This window comes from Paenibacillus sp. CH40, assembly GCF_024213605.1.
Taxonomy (GTDB): Bacteria; Bacillota; Bacilli; order Paenibacillales; family Paenibacillaceae; genus Paenibacillus; species Paenibacillus polymyxa_B.
The window spans coordinates 119432-138709 of record NZ_JANAVQ010000008.1 but is presented as its reverse complement, the minus strand read 5'-3'; the positions used below and the strand labels follow the sequence as shown (position 1 = coordinate 138709).

The 19278-nt window shown below is 42.4% G+C and carries 17 protein-coding genes; 8 read left to right on the top strand and 9 right to left on the bottom strand.

The features are described 5' to 3' along the window. Positions 1–225: 225 nt before the first annotated feature. A complete protein-coding gene (locus NLX73_RS20575; protein ID WP_254327192.1) occupies positions 226–1653 on the bottom strand; it encodes a pyridoxal phosphate-dependent decarboxylase family protein in 1428 nt (475 codons plus the stop codon). A gap of 305 nt (positions 1654–1958) precedes the next feature. Continuing rightward, entirely contained in the window at positions 1959–2900 is a 942-nt protein-coding gene (locus NLX73_RS20570; RefSeq protein ID WP_023987100.1) for an AraC family transcriptional regulator, read from the bottom strand. A 195-nt stretch (positions 2901–3095) separates the two neighbouring features. Between NLX73_RS20570 and NLX73_RS20565 the strand changes: the two genes are divergently transcribed. From NLX73_RS20565 to NLX73_RS20555, 3 genes are all read left to right on the top strand, one after another. Then, positions 3096–4115: a glycoside hydrolase family 88/105 protein gene (locus NLX73_RS20565; protein ID WP_254327191.1), complete on the top strand. Its 1020-nt coding sequence runs from the start codon at positions 3096–3098 to the stop codon at positions 4113–4115. Between the two features lie 12 nt (positions 4116–4127). Next, positions 4128–6302: a 1,3-beta-galactosyl-N-acetylhexosamine phosphorylase gene (gene gnpA, locus NLX73_RS20560; RefSeq protein WP_254327190.1), complete on the top strand. Its 2175-nt coding sequence runs from the start codon at positions 4128–4130 to the stop codon at positions 6300–6302. Positions 6303–6461: 159 nt separating this feature from the next. Next, the gene (locus NLX73_RS20555; protein ID WP_254327189.1) at positions 6462–6833 is read left to right on the top strand and encodes a hypothetical protein; all 372 of its coding nucleotides are present in this window, start codon (positions 6462–6464) and stop codon (positions 6831–6833) included. A gap of 91 nt (positions 6834–6924) precedes the next feature. Here the strand turns inward: NLX73_RS20555 and NLX73_RS20550 are convergent, their stop codons facing one another. Beyond that, complete coding sequence (locus tag NLX73_RS20550) at positions 6925–7863, bottom strand: helix-turn-helix transcriptional regulator (RefSeq protein ID WP_254327188.1); 939 nt, start codon at positions 7861–7863, stop codon at positions 6925–6927. Positions 7864–7975: 112 nt separating this feature from the next. On the opposite strand from NLX73_RS20550, the gene NLX73_RS20545 reads away from it, so the two are divergent. Both NLX73_RS20545 and NLX73_RS20540 read left to right on the top strand, forming a co-directional pair. After that, on the top strand, positions 7976–8422 hold the full coding sequence (locus NLX73_RS20545) for a VOC family protein (RefSeq protein ID WP_254327187.1): 447 nt from the start codon (positions 7976–7978) through the stop codon (positions 8420–8422). A gap of 100 nt (positions 8423–8522) precedes the next feature. Further along, entirely contained in the window at positions 8523–10001 is a 1479-nt protein-coding gene (locus tag NLX73_RS20540; protein WP_254327186.1) for a protein adenylyltransferase SelO, read from the top strand. 104 nt (positions 10002–10105) lie between these two features. Here the strand turns inward: NLX73_RS20540 and NLX73_RS20535 are convergent, their stop codons facing one another. The 6 genes from NLX73_RS20535 to NLX73_RS20510 all read right to left on the bottom strand — a co-directional run bounded on the left by NLX73_RS20535 (position 10106) and on the right by NLX73_RS20510 (position 15465). Beyond that, positions 10106–10522, bottom strand: a complete 417-nt coding sequence (locus NLX73_RS20535; protein WP_013308879.1) for a DUF4280 domain-containing protein — start codon at positions 10520–10522, stop codon at positions 10106–10108. A gap of 5 nt (positions 10523–10527) precedes the next feature. After that, positions 10528–11058 carry a hypothetical protein gene (locus NLX73_RS20530; protein ID WP_196765479.1) on the bottom strand — a complete coding sequence of 177 codons (531 nt, stop codon included), beginning with the start codon at positions 11056–11058 and terminating at the stop codon, positions 10528–10530. Further along, complete coding sequence (locus tag NLX73_RS20525; protein WP_254327185.1) at positions 11055–12317, bottom strand: pentapeptide repeat-containing protein; 1263 nt, start codon at positions 12315–12317, stop codon at positions 11055–11057. The genes NLX73_RS20530 and NLX73_RS20525 overlap by 4 nt, the downstream gene beginning before the upstream one ends. A gap of 12 nt (positions 12318–12329) precedes the next feature. Then, positions 12330–13745, bottom strand: a complete 1416-nt coding sequence (locus tag NLX73_RS20520) for a phage baseplate assembly protein V (protein ID WP_254327184.1) — start codon at positions 13743–13745, stop codon at positions 12330–12332. After that, positions 13742–14422, bottom strand: coding sequence for a hypothetical protein (locus NLX73_RS20515; protein ID WP_254327183.1), 681 nt, complete (start codon positions 14420–14422; stop codon positions 13742–13744). The genes NLX73_RS20520 and NLX73_RS20515 overlap by 4 nt, the downstream gene beginning before the upstream one ends. Before the next feature lie 167 nt (positions 14423–14589). Continuing rightward, positions 14590–15465, bottom strand: a complete 876-nt coding sequence (locus tag NLX73_RS20510; protein ID WP_254327182.1) for an SDR family NAD(P)-dependent oxidoreductase — start codon at positions 15463–15465, stop codon at positions 14590–14592. 199 nt (positions 15466–15664) lie between these two features. Here NLX73_RS20510 and NLX73_RS20505 point away from each other — a divergent pair, with 199 nt between their 5' ends. From NLX73_RS20505 to NLX73_RS20495, 3 genes are all read left to right on the top strand, one after another. Continuing rightward, the gene (locus tag NLX73_RS20505; protein ID WP_061831604.1) at positions 15665–16132 is read left to right on the top strand and encodes a MarR family winged helix-turn-helix transcriptional regulator; all 468 of its coding nucleotides are present in this window, start codon (positions 15665–15667) and stop codon (positions 16130–16132) included. Positions 16133–16180: 48 nt separating this feature from the next. Continuing rightward, positions 16181–16627, top strand: coding sequence for a GNAT family N-acetyltransferase (locus tag NLX73_RS20500; protein WP_165179459.1), 447 nt, complete (start codon positions 16181–16183; stop codon positions 16625–16627). 528 nt (positions 16628–17155) lie between these two features. Beyond that, positions 17156–18535, top strand: a complete 1380-nt coding sequence (locus tag NLX73_RS20495) for an amino acid permease (protein WP_254327181.1) — start codon at positions 17156–17158, stop codon at positions 18533–18535. The last annotated feature ends 743 nt before the right edge of the window (positions 18536–19278 follow it).

Below are 19278 nucleotides of genomic sequence, written 5' to 3'. Positions count from 1 at the left end.
AAGCATTGATGTACGAGGGTTTAAGAGCGACTTGAATATGTTTCTGCATTCAAAAAAATGCTTTAGGGTTGGGTGCTGTTCATTGTTACTGCATTACACAATGGCAAATAATTTGGATGTCTGGGAAAACAGCAAAGAGGGGCGGTGTGCCCCTCTTATTTTCGTGATGCTGAGCATTTTTGTTTATTTACAGAAAGTGTAGCATTTCATTTTCACAATTGAACATCATAAAAAAACTTTTTTCTCATTTAATGATCTTGCTATATTCGATAAAAGCTGAATTGTATTCCTTATCTCATGTTCCGTAGTGTCTGGGTGAATTGCACAGATTCGGAGAACCGTTTTTCCATTAAGTTGTGTTGTAAGCACAGAGGCGTATCCGTTTGTCGTCATTTCTTGGGAGATCCTTCTATTCAGTGAATCTAATTCTTGCTCAGATAATCCAGTTGGCGCATATCGAAAATTAACAATCGCTAACTTAGCGGGGGATACAATTTCCCAATGATTATGTTTTTTGATTTCATCTTCAGCCCATTCTGCGAGTTGAACTCCATGCTCTATGGCTTCACCGACAGCATTAGTTCCTAAAGCTTGTAGTGTCACCCATAGTTTCAAACTTCGAGCAGGCCGCGTTAATTCAGGGCCCAGATCCCAATAATTAATATGTTCTTCATCAGTCTCGGCATCTTTCAAATATTCTGGGCGTGTGCTGAAGCAGTTTTTGAGTTGCTGCTTATCTTTGGCTAAAACCACGCTACAGGAATAGGTCTGCATTAGCCATTTGTGTGCATCCCAGGTAATGCTATCTGAACGCGATATTCCGCTCAAAAGGGGCTTATATTTCGAAGAAGCCAAAATCGACGCACCGTAAGCTCCATCCACGTGTAACCAAATATTATGTTTTTCACATAGGTCAGCAATTTCGTTTAATGGGTCAATGCTTCCCGTATTGGTTGTGCCTGCCGTGGCAATGATTGCAAAAGGCTTCATCCCAGCCGCTTGATCATCCATTATTTTTTTTTCTAAGGCTGAAACATCCATACGAAAATTTGTATCACTTGGAACCTTCCTGATTTGATCACTGCGGAATCCGAGGATGCGTAACCCTTTGGCGACCGATGAATGAGTTTGATCTGAAACATAAGAAGTTCCAATGGCATATTCCTGCTCGGATAACTTTGCATTGCGTGCAGCTGCTAAAGCGGTCAAATTCGACAGCGATCCGCCCGACAGAAATAAGCCTCCAGCAGTATTGGGATATCCTGCTTGGTCACACATCCACCGGATCATTTCCCCCTCTAAAAGGCTTGCGCTCGAACTCAGCATCCAGCTTCCGGCATGGGTATTATAGGCGCTGGTCATGATATCTCCTAACCACGAGTAAAGAGACATTGGACCAGGAACCAATGCGAAAAAGCGAGGGTGTTGCATGAAGGTTTGGTGAGGATAGACGTTTTTCCTCATTTCATCGACGACCTCTTGTATCTGTCTTCCTTTTTTCGGAAAACCAATTCCCCTTAAATGAGCTATCGTATCCTCATCTGCAATGTTGATTACTTTTTGAGATCGAATGTTATTATTTTCTGCTATAAATGAATGTATGAACTGCTCAATAATCTCGCCTAATTGCTGATTTGGTTCTTGATTCATCATAAGCATCTCCATCTCCTTTGTTTAACTTCAACCAAAGTATAATATAACATCTGTTGTCATATTGTGAGATTCACCGATTTCATCATTACGTTTATTTTTAGGCACTTGGCTATTACATAAATTAATTTTCAAGGTCGAAGATGGCTATACAACGGGGCTTGCTGGAATGGAGTTGTTAAAAGATTTGAATTCTATGCTTTTTCTAGATCCATTGCAAAATGTGATTAATCATATAAAGCAGAAAATGGCTAGTTTGATATCCAGAATATTGAGTTCGTTTTATCAAGTTTATTTCTGCTGTAATGCTAAACCCACCCCGTAAACTCCAGTATAGACGCTTTTGCGGATTGGGCTTCGGATTGCGCCCCTTTACGCCATTCTTTGGGAGGCTTTCCCATAAGCCTGGAAAAGCAACGGTTGAAGCTGGAAATGGAGTGAAAACCGACTTGTTCGGAGATCGAAAGAATAGAATCCTCCGTGCTTTTTAACTGCTTGCAAGCCTCTTCGATTCGGGTGCTGTTTAGGAAATCGAGAGGCGACGTCCCCATAATTTCATGGAATTTTCTTCGGAAATGAGTTGTACTTAAATGGCACAGATCGGCCAAAAAATCCATGGTAATGGGGTTCATATAGTTTTTCGTGATGTACTCCAGAACCGGAGAAATAACAAAATCGCTTTTCAGGCTATGCTCTGTTTCTTGATCTGCCAACAGTTCATTCCTGGAATGAATTCTAAGGAGTTCTATGTAAAGGGATAGCAATAAGCCGTAGGCACTTTCCTGATAGTAAGGATTCTGCTGCTTTAATTCCTCTACGATTGAAGTCGCAAGTGTATAAACCTTGGGATGTTGCTCCTTATTCAATATACAGTTCATTCCCTTCACCACCCACAAATTCGGCTCGAAGTTGCTGTAAGCACTTTTAAATGAATGTTGAAAGAGGTCCTCTGGCGAAAAAAAGATATAAGACCAAAGACTGGCTGTATTTGGCGAACTATACGTGGTATGAGGAAGATACCTGGGGATGAAGGTCACATCGCCCGCTTTGAAGGGTACAGATTCTCCTTTGATCTCCATGATGCCGCTATCTGAATAGCATATACCAATCTCCAAATGGTTATGGAAATGGAGATGCTCACTTTTAATATCTGAAATCTTCCAACGCTCACCGCTTAATAGCAAGACAGGGAAATTTATAGGCAAGCTGTAGTGCCGATATTCTATAACGGGCTTCTTTTTTCTGGGCATATTCAATACCCCCATGAATTTGATTTTAACCAGCAGATATACATAAATGATTAGAATTGCGCAGTTTTGTTGCGAATATGCTTAGATGGAGACTATTTTACTGCGTACAATGGAGTAAGTAAAGCGTTTTCAAAACGGCGACAAACAGCTCTTAAGCGCCTTTGGGGGCGTGTGCGCTAGGAGAGGGGAATAAAGATGCTTCAATTGATTTGTGACAAGGAAGAGATATTAAAAGTTATCGACAAAGTCGTCAGAAAAACAATGGCGATGGATTTGACGTGGGACTGGCCTTGCGGTGTGGCTTATTATGGTGTATCCACGGCCTATACAAAAACAGGAAATAAAGACTATTTGAATATGCTTAAGCAGTGGGCGGATGAATATATCGATCTGGGTCTGCCGCACTGGACGGTAAACACATGTGCTATGGGCCATATGCTGATCACATTGTATGAAGAAACAGGGGACCAGAAATATTGGGATATTGTGATGAGCAAGGTGGATTATATTCGGAACCATGCTCTCAGGTTTGGAGACAATGTTTTGCAGCATACGGTATCCGTTGCTAATGATTTTCCAGAACAGGCATGGGCGGATACGTTGTTTATGGCGGCATTTTTTCTGCTCCGTGTAGGAACCAAATTAAAGGATGAGGAAATGATCCAGGACGCCTTAAACCAATATTACTGGCATATCAAATACCTGCAAGACCCTAGTAGCGGTTTCTGGTACCATGGCTACAATAATGTCAAGCAGGACCATATGTCCGGATTTTTCTGGGGGAGAGCGAATGCTTGGGGAGCATATACCATGTCGCAAGTTAAAATTCATTTGAAAGACTGGTATTTATATCCGCAGTGCATGGACGTGGAGTGTTCGCTTCGGGATCAACTGGCGGCACTGAAGGGGGTTCAAACGGAGAACGGCCTGTGGCGGACGGTACTGGATGACGAGGAGTCCTACGAAGAAGTGTCTGCATCTTGCGGAATCGCGGCGGCCATGATCAATAATGGCAATCCGCTGCATACCAAATACGTGCAAAAGGCATTGGAGGGCATCTTGAACCATATTAGCGAGGACGGACGGGTACTAGGTGTGTCGGGCGGCACAGCGGTTATGAAAGATCGGGATGGGTATCGCAATATTCCAAAAGACTGGATTCAGGGCTGGGGTCAAGGCCTGGCATTGGCCTTTCTGTCTGATATGTTGAATTAGGAGGGAACCAAGTTGTCCAAACAAACCACGGGGGCCTTTACACTACCGGGAGAATCCGGTTATGAGGCGCTGACCCTGAAATTAGCTGAACGGTGGGGTGCCGATGTCATCCGTGATAGTGACGGCACGCAATTGTCCGATGAGATTATTAACGCTGGGTACGGCATATATTCGACAATCTGTATCATCAGAGATCATAATGAGTGGGCGTCCCACCATCTGGATAAGCTGCAGCAGTGTTTTTTAATTACAAATCCGAAGGTAGCTGTACAAGATTATGTATCCATCTATCTGATGGAGGATTTTTTTGCTGATCAATTCAAAGTTAATGATTCCAAAGAGGCGTTTAATTATTGGCAGGTTTTTGACAGAACGACCGGAGAGGAAGTTCCAAGAGAACAGTGGAATTATGAAAGGGAATCCGGAAATGTGGTCATTACCGGAATTGTTCCTTGGCATAAATACACGGTAAGCTTTATGGCCTACCGGATCTGGGAAGAGATTTCCATGTACAATCACACAACGAATCATTGGGACAAAGAGCATTTGATGCAGATTGATCCCATCTATGCAGAAACGCAAAAATATCTGCTGGATTGGATGGAAGATTGGTGTCTCCATCATAAGGAAACCACGGTTGTTCGGTTTACCTCCTTATTTTATAATTTCGCCTGGATCTGGGGCAGTAATGAGCGCAATCGCCATCTGTTCTCTGACTGGGGTTCATACGATTTTACGGTAAGTTCAAGAGCGCTTGATCTGTTTGCCAAGAAATACGGGTATTCGATGACTGCCGAGGATTTTGTGAATGGCGGGAAATACCGCGTCAGTCATATCCCGGCTGAGCAGCGCAAGCTGGATTGGATGGCATTTATCAATGATTTTGTAATCGAATTTGGCAAGAAATTAATTGACATTGTGCATAGGCACGACAAGCTGGCCTATGTTTTCTATGATGACAGTTGGGTTGGCATGGAGCCTTACAATGACCGTTTTCAAGAGTTTGGATTTGACGGATTGATTAAATGTGTATTCTCAGGTTATGAGGCGAGGCTTTGTTCAGGTGTAAAAGTGAATACGCATGAGATTCGGCTGCATCCTTACTTATTTCCAGTTGGCTTAGGCGGGCTTCCTACCTTTATGGAAGGGGGAAACCCCACGCTGGATGCCAAAAAGTATTGGATTAATATCCGGCGCGCCTTGCTGCGGGAGCCTATTGACCGGATTGGATTGGGCGGATATTTGCACCTTGTAGAGCCTTACCCGGATTTTTGCGATTACATCGAAAAGATTGCCAATGAGTTCAGAGAAATTAAAGAACTGCACCATGAAGGCAAACCCTATCACATCAAGACGAAGGTAGCTATTCTGCATAGCTGGGGAAAATTGAGATCGTGGACATTGTCCGGCCATTTCCATGAAACGTATATGCATGATTTGATTCATGTCAATGAAGCTTTATCCGGATTGCCGATTGAAGTGCAATTCATTGATTTTGAAGATATCAGTCAGGAAATTCTACAGGATTGTGATGTAGTGATCAATGCCGGCTCTGCTGGTTCAGCATGGAGTGGTGGGGAGCACTGGAATGACAACAAGTGTGTGGACTTACTGACGAAATGGGTTTATGAGGGTGGTACCTTTATTGGCATCAACCAGCCCTCTGCGGTCGAAGGCCACGACGGCTTTTTCAGAATGGCACATGTTCTCGGTCTGGATGAGGATACAGGCTCCAGGGTAGGTCATGGAAAATGGACTTATGAGGTTAGGGATGAGCATGGTTTGGTGCCTGAAGGAACCAGTATAAAGCCAAAGAACAGCATTTATCTTACTGATGGGTTAGCTGCGGTAGTGGAGGAAACGAGTGGTATGATAGCATTGTCTACTCATGCCTTTGGTAAAGGAAAGGGGATCTACCTTCCTTCTTTCGAATTCAGCTGGGAAAACACAAGGTTGCTGCTGAATATAATTCGGTTTGCAGGCAATGAGTTACATGAAACGAAGTACATTACAGATAACCTATATACAGAGTGTGCTTATTATCCAGAAAGTAAAATATTGGTTGTTATTAACAATAGCGATCAACTTCAAAGAACGACGATTGAAACGGAATATGGCAAACAAACCATGGAATTAGATCCGTATGACACGATGATCACCCATATCGGCTTAACAAAATCGGTATAGGAACGGAAAATATGAGAAGTAGCGGTATCAAGCCCTCCTTTATTTTAAGGAAGGGCTTTTTGTTTTAGCATCTCCAGAAAATCAAGCCAATTTACCGGGGATTTTGTCCATTCAAAAGTATCTACTCCATCATTAACTATAAGTAGAACAATTAAGGAGATGATTTCTTTGAGAAAGGCAACCTTAATGAAAATTAAAAATGCGGAAGCAAAGTTGGGAAGAAAGCTAAAAAAAAGAAGTCACGTGATTATGAATCTTAAAAAAGCCATTCGTGTAACTCAACTTGGAGATGGATTTGCACGTTTCACCTTCTCTCCGGTCACTATTCCGCCAAATAGCTTTAGAAGCACTACGATTAACGGTAACGACTACAATCTGATTAGCGGTTCATGGATTTTCTCTGGAAATCAGCAAGGGTATCTTCTCGATAACTATTCTGCGGCGGAAGACAGATGGTTCTTTACTGCATGGAATCCAACTGGATTCACAAGAACGGTATCCTATGCTGTTATCGCCAAACGGAAGCCATAATTCAAATGTCATAGTTAGCATGGAAAAGGAGCGTGAGCCTTCTTTTCCTTGCTAAAATGGAGAGAGAATTTTGAACAAACCTTCGATGATCTTATAATTTTTGATAGTGGTTTAAGAGGTGCTCAAATCTATCTTTAATAATCTGTTTTAAAGATTCTGGCTTCACTGATCGTACATAATGACCATATCTCATAAAATAATTAGCGATAAACTCCTCTTCTCCAGGATTATAAAATCCCTTAATGACTGTCTTATCACCATTTTCTATTTTCATAGAAGGATAATGTTCTTTATAAAAAATATCCTTGGCTTGTTCTACAATCTCGACTTCAAAGTCAATGCTCTTTTCAGATTGATACATTTCTAATGAACGACTAAGGAGTTCATCTATAGAAAAGCGAGAATTGTTCTCCTCTTCTTCTACAAAGGTGATTCGATCACATCTGAAAACTCTATATTTATTCGTATGTAACTCTATTCCAGTAGCATACCATTGACCAAACTTAGCGGAAATTTTGAAAAATTGAACATAGTAACTTTTGTTCTGATTATTTTTAACATATTTAACTTTACAGATACTCTCATTAAGAATGCTTGTTAAAATTTTATCTAAATAGCGACTAACATGATTATGCTGATATATTTCAAATTGTAGAACCTTTTTCATTTTATGAATCTGGTTTATTTGTATTTTAGAAAGACAGTGTTCAAACTTTTCATTGAGTTGATTAACACTTAAGTGAAAGGGGGTGGATTGATAAGCTTCTAACGTCAACATTGCAAAGTACAGAGCATACACTTCATCCATCGTAAAAATAATGGGGGATAACAATCTATTTTTTAAGATACCATATCGTCCATGTCTGCCATGTTCCGAAAAAATAGGCATACCTAATTGTTCCAATGAACTAATATCACGTAGAGCTGTACTTTTTGAGATATGGTATTTATCCATTAGGTCATTTAAATTAAAAAACTCTCGACTGTTTAAGTATCTGATCATATCATTTAATCTTTCTGATTTCTTCATCTAAATCTCCTTATAAAGGTGTCATATTTTGATACCTTTTTATATGATAATAAGTTCAAGGGAATAGATCAAATTCATAAGATATCTACACATATAAAAGGAGATTGATACCATGAGTACAACACTGGAAGTAGCTATTTTCTTATCCATGAACGGAAAGGCAAAGGAAGCTATACATTTCTACAAAAAACACTTCAACGCAGAGGAATTGTTTCTTGTTACCTATCAAGACATGGCCCAACGTGACAGCTCCATACAGCTTACTGATGAAAATAAAAATTATATTTCTCATTCTGTCTTATCCATCGGAAAAACAAAAGTTATGATAGCAGAAGATACAATGAATCCCAGTGAAGAATATACAGTAGGGAATAATACTTCATTATGTATTCAAAGTGCTGATTTAGAAGAAATTAAACGTTTTTATAATAGCTTGATTACGGATGATCGAGTGAAAACTATTGTGCCTTTATCAAATAATGTGTTTAGCCAAGCCTACGGTATTATTGAAGACCCGTTCGGTATTCAAATACAATTAATGTTTGATAATCGATTATAATAAAAAAGCATGTTCGATGTTTCATAATTGGATAATAAATGGGCAGAAGTAAAAACTAAAATGGGAAAACCTAAGATACCGCAGCAGAAAAGGAGACACTATGACGGAGAAAAAAGAAATAGCAGATCAAATAGGGTGGAACTTCGACAACAGTTATTCTCGTTTGCCGGAATCATTGTTTACAAAGCTCAACCTGACTCCTGTCCGCTCACCCAAGCTGATCATTCTTAATCATCCGTTGGCAGCATCACTGGGGTTGAACGGTACGGCGCTGCAAAGCAATGATGGCGTAGCGGAGATGGCCGGTAACCAGGTTCCAGATGGAGCCGCACCTCTTGCTCAAGCTTACGCAGGGCATCAATTCGGGCATTTTAACATGTTAGGAGACGGGCGTGCACTGCTGCTTGGCGAACAGATCACTCCCTTGGGTGAACGGGTTGATATTCAGCTCAAGGGCTCAGGCAGAACGCCATACTCCCGTGGTGGTGACGGCCGGGCGGCACTTGGTCCGATGCTTCGCGAATACATCATCAGTGAGGCGATGCATGCGCTGGATATTGCTACCACCCGCAGCTTGGCGGTGGTATCCACGGGTGAGTCGATCATCCGGGAAACCGAGCAGCCCGGAGCCATTCTGACCCGTGTGGCTGGCAGTCATCTTCGCGTCGGCACCTTTCAATACGTCTCAGCATGGGGCACGTCCCAAGATCTCCGTGCTCTGGCTGATTATACCTTGGAAAGACACTACCCGGAAGTTGCCAATGACGAAAATCGTTACCTTTCACTGCTTCAGGAAGTGATTAAGCGTCAAGCCGAGCTGATTGCCAAATGGCAGCTAGTTGGTTTTATTCATGGGGTGATGAACACCGACAATATGACCCTTAGCGGAGAAACCATTGATTATGGTCCTTGCGCCTTCATGGATACCTATGATCCTGAGACGGTGTTCAGTTCCATCGACAGGCAGGGACGCTATGCTTATGCCAATCAGCCGCATATTGCTGCGTGGAATCTCGCGAGATTTGCTGAGACGCTCTTGCCACTGCTGCATGACAACAGGGAGCAGGCTGTCACACTGGCTGAGGATGCAATTTCAGATTTTGTAAAAATGTTTCACCATCATTGGCTTGCAGGAATGCGGGCGAAGCTAGGGATCTTTAACGAAGAGCAGGAGGATGAATCTCTTATTGAGGAGCTTCTGAGTATCATGCAGAAGCATCGTGCCGACTACACCAATACCTTCCGTGCCCTAACTTTGAACCAGCTGGAAGATACGGTTCTGTTCAGCACTGCGGAATTCACCCAGTGGCACGAGCAGTGGCAGGCGAGGCTGGGCAGACAGCAGGAATCACAAGCCTCCTCGCGTCAGCTGATGCGCAGCAGTAATCCTGCAATCATTCCGCGCAACCATCGGGTAGAAGAAGCACTAGAAGCTGCGGTGGAACGAGAAGACTACCGTGTGATGGAGAAGCTTCTTGAAGTTCTTTCGAACCCTTATGCTTACTCTACCGAACAGGAAATTTACTCTACATTGCCTGAGGAATCCACCTGTCCTTACCGAACCTTTTGTGGTACCTGATGTGGAGCGAACGATTTGAAGATAACCTATATCATGCGTTGGTGGAGAAGATGGCCATTCTCTCACCAGCGCATTTTGTTTTTATAGGGGTAGGTTGCAACTGATTAATCCAGCTCCTGACCGTCATTTTCGATCTGTATGTGTCCGCAATAAAGACATTGATGCGTACAGTTCTGCGTAAGAGCAGGCTGGCCTTCGATGCGCATGTCGCTTTTTCCGTTCAACCAAGGCATCGTAAGGACAGGAATACACGGGGCCTTTTTCACCCCATAAATATCGACCATCTCACTGGCTTGCACAGCCGGATTCAGCGGACTGGAGCAATTCCCAAAAGATTTTATGTTCACCCCAGGTACATAATCTCCAATATTCATCTGTGCCTTATTTTTAACATACACCCCGTGGCTAAAAGGGCGCTTCAAACGCGTAGGCTGTGTACCGTAACTACAGCTTAAAATCGCACCTGCCACGACATAGCTTTTTTTCGCACCTGTTCCAGGCTGCACACTTGCTTCTTCCATACGGCTTATTCCTCCTTTGTGGCCATCTCCACTTTTTGCACACGAACACCTGTAAATGGACGACGCAGCAGACTTTCCGCTACCGCGAGATTGATATAGACATGTGCTTCCAACAAGCCGGCAATCCGAAATATAGACGGTTCGATTTTCCCGTACTTAAGTACCAGTTGCTTTAAGGTATGGTCGGGATACCACTCGGTTTGTGAGGAAAGACAATCCACTACAGGTGGACGCAGTACCCAGTACACATCCTGCCTGGCTTGCTGAAAATCGGTAAGTATAGCGGCCTTCCATTCCAGCTCTGGCATGTATTTTTCCAACAGGGCTTTCATGGAGTCTGAAACCAGCGGCAAAGGGAACTCCAGAAAATCCGGATATACGGTTCGTGGATCTGTATGTACTGCTAAAAATAGGGGTGTGTCCTCTGTCTGAATGGTATGACCCGAAAGGATATCTTCCACCTGCAAGGGAGCTAGGGGCGCAGTCTCCACCCGATGCTTTACGCGCTCGTCCACCATGAGTCTGTAATACCTCATGACATCCACCCCCCTTTACTCACTGCATCTGTTATCTGTGTAGCCAGTGGCGTTTCTACAGCAGCAAGGCCAATAGCTTGGCTTAGTTGGTCATCTGTAAAGATTGCCCGGTGTAGTTTTGCTCCTGTAAAATTAGCTTTTACTAAACGTGCACCTATAAACGAAGCGTCAGTAACATCAGCTCCTACAAAGCAGGCACCTGTTAGATCCGCGCCGTTAAATAAAGCTCTTTGCAGCGCGGCATCTTGGAAAGTAGCTCCTTGAAGCTGTGCATGTTGAAAACTAGCTCCCTGTAAATTAGCTCTTGTAAAATCCACTCCATCCAATCCTAACGGTTCCCAATCCAGCCAAGCATCCGATCCATATTCGCTATTGCTTAAAACTTCGTCCAGTACAGCCTCTTGCAGGGAACAGCCACTAAAATCGGCTCCGTGAAGCAGGCTGTGCGAAAAGTCGGTTCCATCTAGCTGAGCTTCTTGCCATACCGTGCCTACGAGGATACAGTGATGCAATCGACTTTGTTGCATCCCGATCTGGCGAAAGACTGTATAGCGAAAATCCAAGGAACTGTAATCTCCATCCGACAGTTGAACTTGAGACAGTGCTTGGTAGCTGTAGGCCGATTCTTCTTTTTCCTCCAGCCAAGACTTTATTATGTTTGCATCCATAGGTCTTCGATCTTCCCGGTACACGGAGACACTATGATCTATATACTCTCCGACGCGAATCTCAAAAGCTTCTTCACGATCCAACGTCTCAAACTCTGGTAGGGCGACTGCTTGCTTCATAGCCTGACGAACCAGACTAACGATCATCGTATGAAGATATCCCGCTGCTTCCAGCATGATCTGTTCCAATTCAAGTTCGGAAAGGGAGACTTGTTGCTTCAAAGTTTCAGCCCCAAGCTGTTCACGTAATTGAGTCCAATAGAGAAAAATCCAACTTGCATCGTACTCCAACTGAACGGGCTCAGCATCAAGCATCCATAAGGCATCCGAAGCTTCAACAAGATAAACGGGCTTCTGTTCAAGCCATGTGGTGCGCAGCATAGAGTAGGTGATGTAACCAATATGACCTTTACGACCTGTGAGTTGTTTTTGCCGAACCAGCTCACAAAAGGCGCGAAAATGTTCTACTATATGCTGTAATCTTTGTGTTTGTGTTGATTTACATTTCAACGCCCATTCTTTGCGGATGAAAGACCAAGCCTGATGAAGAGCTGTTTGTTGCTGATCTAACACATCTGTTTGCTTTTCCATTTCTAATCATCCTTAATTTGACTTCACTTCGCTGCCTTTCATGTCTGCCGACCCACTTAATTCGATATGACTGCCATTACAATCCATACGGAGCTGACTACCTGCGGACAGGCTCATTGTCTTCCCCGCAGATAGGCTGAGATTGCCTCCCGCCGTAATATTCACCTGTTTGCTGCTCGCAATATGAATGCCTTCTTTATCGTCCAGTTTGATATAAATGGCGCCGTCCTTACCTGTAACGACCAGTTCATCCGGTCCTAGCCGAATTTCCTTGCCATGCGGGGTACGCCATATTTTCATTTGCGGATTGGAAAAATGGTTATGCGTACTCTTGCGATCTGCCCGTCTCACGGCACTACCTGCTACGCCGTCTTCTTCCCGACTACCGGGGAAATAGAGGGAAACTGAATCGCCTTTTTCTGGCATGACGTACCAACCGGTATGACCACCGCCACTGTACACGGTAGAATAGTTGAACCAGTGTGCTTGGTTTGTGTCCTGTTGTTCATCACAATCCAAATGAATGCGCACTTGATCCTGACGTACGTCCAGCACAATACCGCTTAATGAGGCTCCTGCCAGCTTATCCTGGTAGTAGCTTTTTTGCCGAAATCCCTGGTAAGAACCCAATACATACTGATGCCGCAGCAGTCCTTGGCTCATGGCGGTGTAGGCTTCCATCACATACAGGTTATGCCCCTGAAAATTCAACTGAGCGCCCAAGTCGAGTACCTCATCCGTTTCTACCTCATAAAAAATAAAATCATGTTCACTGAGTTTGGTCTGTTCATTCTCCTGAAAATAACGAAAAGGAAGCAATTGCTTACGCACGGTATAACGGGTATGATCCAGTATCGCCTGTGCAGGGCTGTCCTCAATACCAAAATAAAATTTGGGACTGTCAAAACGAGCTACAGGCATCAGACTCGTATGATAACGGGAGGCTATGCGTCTTAAAAACGCCCAGTCTGTCTCCTGATACTGAATGGCAAGCCGTCCGATGGCTTCTCCGCCAGTAGCCCCGTCGATCACATCCAGCCCTTCATAGTCCTTACCAATGTGCTCCAGCATTTGAGGAATCGTCATTTTCGTATATTGAAAAGAACGAGTACGCTGCTTTATGTCCATCCGGTACGTATGGGAAATAGCCTCCACCTCCAGATAGTACACACCTCGCACGACTTTTACCTCGACCGAGAGGGCAATCCCACTAAATAGCGGCTTGCTTGCTCCAGATTCATCTTGTTGGCTGACTTCAATGATGGTATTTTTTTCTGTCGTTTCCACGTAACTGTCTTGCAAGTCTTCGGGGATAACACCTGTAAAATAAAGCCGAGTATGCTCGTTAACTTTTTTCGTTAAGGTGAGCTCTTCTAGATCAATTTGTTCATAAGGGTGAATTTGAATTTGATCGTATCCCAGACTCATGGTGTAATCATTCCTTTCTCATTTGTAGAATAGGCGGAGGGTGGAAGGACGGAAAGGGATTGAACCCAGTATTCTGCTACAGGTAACCAGACTTCAAGATCTGCCTCCAGACAGCTAAAGGAACCTATGACAACTCGTCCTTTGTGGATGAAGAGCAGCATTTGGTTGTATAGATTACCGTCGATCCCCGCCGCCACAAAACGAATCTGTCCAACTGAAAGTCCAGAACAGTTGGTGACCATTTCGGTACCTAACCAGTTGCGAATCGGTTGTACAGACCGTAGAATATCCGCCATTTGCTCTACAAAATCGGGCAGTTCTTCCGCTTCCAGAGCGGTATCTGTAGGATTAAAAGTGATATTGATCGTCCCATCAGATGAGGTATAAATGACCTTTGGACGATGCTCTGAAGGATATTTGATTATAGCTTGCTCCATTGGCATAGGAGTAAAGGCCTTGGGAATGTAAAAACCAATCTCTCCGTGTAGGATTGTAGTGGGCTCCAACGTGAGATAATCATTTTCAATATGAAGTAGCTTTGTTTCTTCAAACATGGAACCGTCCTGTTCCGATTTCTGAGTTTGAGCTGGGATGGATTTCACATTATCGTTATTAGCTGTCTTCTGATCCACCATTTTAGCTTTGAGGCTAAGTATATGCCCGTCTAGATAGTTCATAGAAAGCCCCCTTTTAGGAAAAATACGCGTTTGTACTTGAATATGTAAAGATGGGAGGAGATATTTAAGTACAGAACCAACATATGTATTTATCGGTTAAAAGAGAGATTTAGTTTACAAAATGAACCATTCGTTGGAGGCTAGATTGTTCGATTTTAGATTCTATTTCATTCCATAACGCCTTTTTGCCGTAACAATTCGGTAGTTGTGCTCCAAAGTAGGTGTTGCATCTTGGTATTCCCACCAGGATATGTCGGCACAATCGGCTTACCAGTACCAACATTAAAATATCCGCCTGTCACTTCTTGATATTGGGATTCTGTTGCTAAACGAATAATGATGTCCGCTCCTTTCCGTGGGTCTCCGATATGCAAAGCGTTCAATATTTTTGCAAGTATCGAAGAAAACCCTAACTCGCGACCAAGGCCGGTAACGTTAAAGCCTGGATTAAGTGCATTAACTACGATTCCAGTTCCATCCAGTTGACGTCCAAGTTCTTCTGTAAACATGATATTAAGAAGCTTGGTCTTTCCGTATATTTTAGATGAACCTCTTGCGGTAAATGCAGATGTATCTGTTAAATCCTCCGGTAATTTTAATTCACCATGGTTGCGTGATGCTTCAGAAGCCACATTGACGATCCTAGCATTTGTGGATTCCATGAGTGAATTGAGTAGTGTATGCGTTAAAAGCCACGGGGCAAGATAGTTTACGGCTATCATTTCTGCCAAACCCTCTGAGGTTATTCGCTGTTCAAATCCATGTAATCCAGCATTGTTCACTAATACATCAATCTTTGGATAATTAGCTTTAATTTCATCCCCCATACGTTTGACATCTTTCATAAGAGACAGGTCTCCGAAAAAAAAGTCCACCTTTGTATTGGGCGCCAGATCTTTTAAAATATTTTTAGTCGTTTCAGCACGTTTTTCATTTCTGGCTGTTAAGACTAGATGTGCCCCACGTTTGGCTAATTCAATTGCTACCCATTGTCCAAGACCGTTAGTAGCACCAGTGATTACAATAATCGGGTATGTCGACATATAGATCATCCTCCAAATTCTTGATCCAATTACATCCATATTCATGTCTACGCTTTACGGTTGTGGATGCTTTATACTGTAGATCTTCTGCTTGACACTTACCAAAGTTGAAAATATATTTGATATATATCAAGTATATGTATTTTGATTGATATATGTCAAATATATATTCGAACTCATTCAAATAAGGTGGAGACATATGGATAATAAAACTCAACATCCAGATTCTACAAGAGAGCAATTAGAACTGAATCTTGGTGAACAACTTAATGCACTTATAAGCGCGTCGCATGCACTCAATGTAAAAACTGCGGCACTTTTCGATCCATCATTACAACCTGCAGCTTTTCTGATTGTACGTTGTCTCCTGTCATACGGTCCGGCAAGCGCTACATTTTTGGCGGAATCCACCGCTATGGATCGAAGCTCTGTCAGCCGTCTTGTTACTCAGCTTAAACACTTGAATTATGTAAAAAGTGAAACTCATCCTGAGGATCGTCGGGGAGTGTTGATATCCCTGACAGCCAATGGTCGTGAAAAAGCCTTGGAAGCTTTAAAAGAAAAAGAAAAAGAGTTTTATCAACGTATTTCAACATGGGAGGATTCTAAACTTGAAGCGTTCATCGAGATGCTGAAGTGTTTTAACGGGTATGATTGCGAGGATTAATGATTCAACATAAAGTCTCGTATGGTGAAAAAAGGAGGCATTTTAAAAGTGAAAGAAAAAAATGTTAGGGAAATTAGAGTCTCTGATTATCATGATATTTATTTGTTGAACCAAGATTTTAACCCCAATCTATATCTATTTCCTGAAGAAAAAGTAAAAGAGAAGATTGAAATGATTATAAAAAAATCAAAAGATGTGATCTTTGTTTATGAAGAAAATAACGAGGTGTTAGGATATATTCATGGAAGCCCACATGAATTACTTTTTTCTGAATCTTTGGTAAATGTACTAGGATTTGTTGTTAAAGAAAAGTATAGAAATCAAGGTGTAGGTAGCATGTTGATTGAGCGTCTTGAACAGTGGGGGAAGTCCCATGGATTTTCCGGGATCAAACTGTTATCTCATCCAAGTAGGATACAGGCTCACAGGTTCTACGAACGACGTGGCTATATGTTTACCAAGGATCAAAAAAATTTTATAAAAAATCTCAAATGAATACATATTCATCACTGAATAAGTGGTTCAAAACCCTGATCTTCATCTCCTTGTTTGGAATTCATGCCTAGTTATATCACAAGGTAATGTTTGAAATGTTGCTCTTTCATTCGGATTTCATGTTTTTCGCTGTATGAATACAGATTTCAAATAGGCTTAATATCGTGATATTTATCATTGAAGAAATATGTATGTTTAGCACTCTAATGCATTGCATTAAATTGACCATTGTTCAGAAAATATGAATAGCCTTCCTTTCCATTTCATGCCTAAAAATGTCTGCTAATTAGCAGTTGTATTTAGGCGTTTTTTGTCATACAATGCATCTAATGCTACGGACTCGGTCTTAGAAACAGTAAGGTTTGGACGGTAAATAGGACGTGGTTTCCTTGTATATTTACGAATCGTGGAACTACTTTGTAGTCGTTCACTCACGACCACGTCAGTCTGAAAAATTAATAATGTTTGGGGACAGTTTTCCGGATCATTAGCGTTTGATGATGAACATATACGAAGGGGAGCGTTCTTTTGGAATCGAAACAATTAACGAGAGGGCTAAAGCCACGGCACGTTGAGTTGATTGCGCTTGGAGGTACGATTGGCGTCGGTTTGTTTATGGGGTCGGCAAGTACGATAAAATGGGCAGGTCCCTCAGTGCTGTTGGCATATCTCTTAGCGGGGATTATTATGTTTTTTGTCATGCGGATCATGGGGGAAATGCTGATTCTTGAACCGGTGACAGGCTCATTCGCTACATTTGCTCATAAATATATCAGCCCTTTAGCCGGTTTCTTGACCGCCTGGAGCTATTGGTTTTTATGGGTTACCGTAGGGATGGCAGAAGTCACTGCGATTGGGGTATATGTGGGCTACTGGTTCCCAGATATCCCGCAATGGTTGCCGGCTTTGGCAGGTGTAATTATTATTGCATTGGCCAATTTGGCGGCTGTGAAATTTTATGGAGAGTTTGAGTTTTGGTTTGCGATGATTAAAATTGTCGCCATTATCTTCATGCTAGTAGTTGGTACGGGGATGATCTTCTTTGGACTCGGTAACGGTGGACAACCGATAGGGCTATCCAATCTGTACAGCCAGGGAGGCTTCTTTGCAGGTGGTTTGAAAGGGTTCCTATTTGCACTCTGCATTGTAACAGCGGCTTACCAAGGGATAGAGATGGTGGGTATTACGGCAGGTGAAGCTGAAAATCCGAAGATGACACTGCGAAAAGCCATTAAAAACATCATTTGGCGTATTTTGATTTTCTACGTGGGTGCAATCTTTGTCATTGTTACGATTTATCCTTGGAACCAAATAGGCGAGATCGGTAGCCCATTTGTTCTGACTTTTGCCAAGGTAGGAATTGTGGCTGCTGCGGGTATCATTAACTTTGTTGTACTTACAGCTGCGATGTCTGGTTGTAACAGTGGTATTTACAGTGCGGGCAGAATGTTATATACATTGGCTAAGAACGGACAAGCTCCTAAGTTCTTTGGGAAAGTTTCTCCAAGCGGCGTCCCTAGAAATAGTATAATAACGACCATCTCCTTGCTGCTGGTAGGGGTGTTATTTAACTATTTAATGCCTGATTCCAAACTGTTTCTGTATATTTACAGCGCCAGTGTTCTTCCAGGCATGGTACCGTGGTTTGCATTAGCCATCAGTCAATTTAAATTCAGGAAAAAGTGGAAGGACGAAATGAAGGATCACACCTTTAAGTCTCGTTTTTTTCCGATCAGTAATTACATCACTATTGTCTTTTTGTTGCTGGTGATCGTTGGAATGTGGTTTAATCCAGACACACGCTTGTCGTTGATTGTCGGAGCAACATTTATGGCGATCGTCATTATTGGATATTTTGTCTTTGGCATAGGAACGCGGCAGAGAATTGAAGAATTAGAGGAAAACTAAAAGATTGCTAAATATGTAACACTTGCCGAGCGCAATTCAGATGATCCTGAGTTCGCTCGGCTTTTCTTTTATATGACGAGGGAGGGGTTACGGAAGGGTTGTTACTGAGGTATAGAACCGTGTGGTTATCCTGTTCGCACTACAAGTGTAAATATAGATACAAAAAAAGTGAGAACGAAAACTGAGAAGTTTATTATTGCTACACTCTTACGATTGGCCTTAAACTCTGTAATTCCCGAAAATAAAAACATAAACGCTAAAAAAAATTGTGAGACTTTGTATAAGTCCTCGTAGGTGTCTGGGTATGCGAGTGATAAAAAGGAAGAGATCATAACAACTACAGCAAATATTAAAGTGAGGATTCGGTATATATCCATTTTCTTGAACATAGATAAGTTCCCCCATCCTATATAACGCCTAGTACATTATATATTTTAAAGGTTAGACCGTGGGACTTCAAATAAATACATAAGTTGGAGGCGAGATGGTACTGGATAAGCGAAGAACCATCCGACTGTGTGTGGCGCTAATTAGTCCACCAATTTGGACAATACGAGACAGGCCAATATGATGCTACTGTGAGCAATACTGCAGACTAAGCTACAAGAGAGAATGCGCATACGTTTCATGTCCAAGTGTTTATGTTTGAATTTATATTTTTCTAATATTTAACTGTTAATAGAATTATTGAAAAGCTATAATGCTAATAATGATTTGAGTGTATTTGGAGAAAGAGGTTGAGG

Excerpts from the sequence above, each read along its gene's own strand:
- NLX73_RS20575 (WP_254327192.1), bottom strand. The coding sequence starts at position 1,653 with ATGATGAATCAAGAACCAAATCAGCAATTAGGCGAGATTATTGAGCAG.
- NLX73_RS20570 (WP_023987100.1), bottom strand. The coding sequence starts at position 2,900 with ATGCCCAGAAAAAAGAAGCCCGTTATAGAATATCGGCACTACAGCTTG.
- NLX73_RS20565 (WP_254327191.1), top strand. The coding sequence starts at position 3,096 with ATGCTTCAATTGATTTGTGACAAGGAAGAGATATTAAAAGTTATCGAC.
- NLX73_RS20555 (WP_254327189.1), top strand. The coding sequence starts at position 6,462 with ATGATTTCTTTGAGAAAGGCAACCTTAATGAAAATTAAAAATGCGGAA.
- NLX73_RS20550 (WP_254327188.1), bottom strand. The coding sequence starts at position 7,863 with ATGAAGAAATCAGAAAGATTAAATGATATGATCAGATACTTAAACAGT.
- NLX73_RS20545 (WP_254327187.1), top strand. The coding sequence starts at position 7,976 with ATGAGTACAACACTGGAAGTAGCTATTTTCTTATCCATGAACGGAAAG.
- NLX73_RS20540 (WP_254327186.1), top strand. The coding sequence starts at position 8,523 with ATGACGGAGAAAAAAGAAATAGCAGATCAAATAGGGTGGAACTTCGAC.
- NLX73_RS20535 (WP_013308879.1), bottom strand. The coding sequence starts at position 10,522 with ATGGAAGAAGCAAGTGTGCAGCCTGGAACAGGTGCGAAAAAAAGCTAT.
- NLX73_RS20530 (WP_196765479.1), bottom strand. The coding sequence starts at position 11,058 with ATGAGGTATTACAGACTCATGGTGGACGAGCGCGTAAAGCATCGGGTG.
- NLX73_RS20525 (WP_254327185.1), bottom strand. The coding sequence starts at position 12,317 with ATGGAAAAGCAAACAGATGTGTTAGATCAGCAACAAACAGCTCTTCAT.
- NLX73_RS20520 (WP_254327184.1), bottom strand. The coding sequence starts at position 13,745 with ATGAGTCTGGGATACGATCAAATTCAAATTCACCCTTATGAACAAATT.
- NLX73_RS20515 (WP_254327183.1), bottom strand. The coding sequence starts at position 14,422 with ATGAACTATCTAGACGGGCATATACTTAGCCTCAAAGCTAAAATGGTG.
- NLX73_RS20510 (WP_254327182.1), bottom strand. The coding sequence starts at position 15,465 with ATGTCGACATACCCGATTATTGTAATCACTGGTGCTACTAACGGTCTT.
- NLX73_RS20505 (WP_061831604.1), top strand. The coding sequence starts at position 15,665 with ATGGATAATAAAACTCAACATCCAGATTCTACAAGAGAGCAATTAGAA.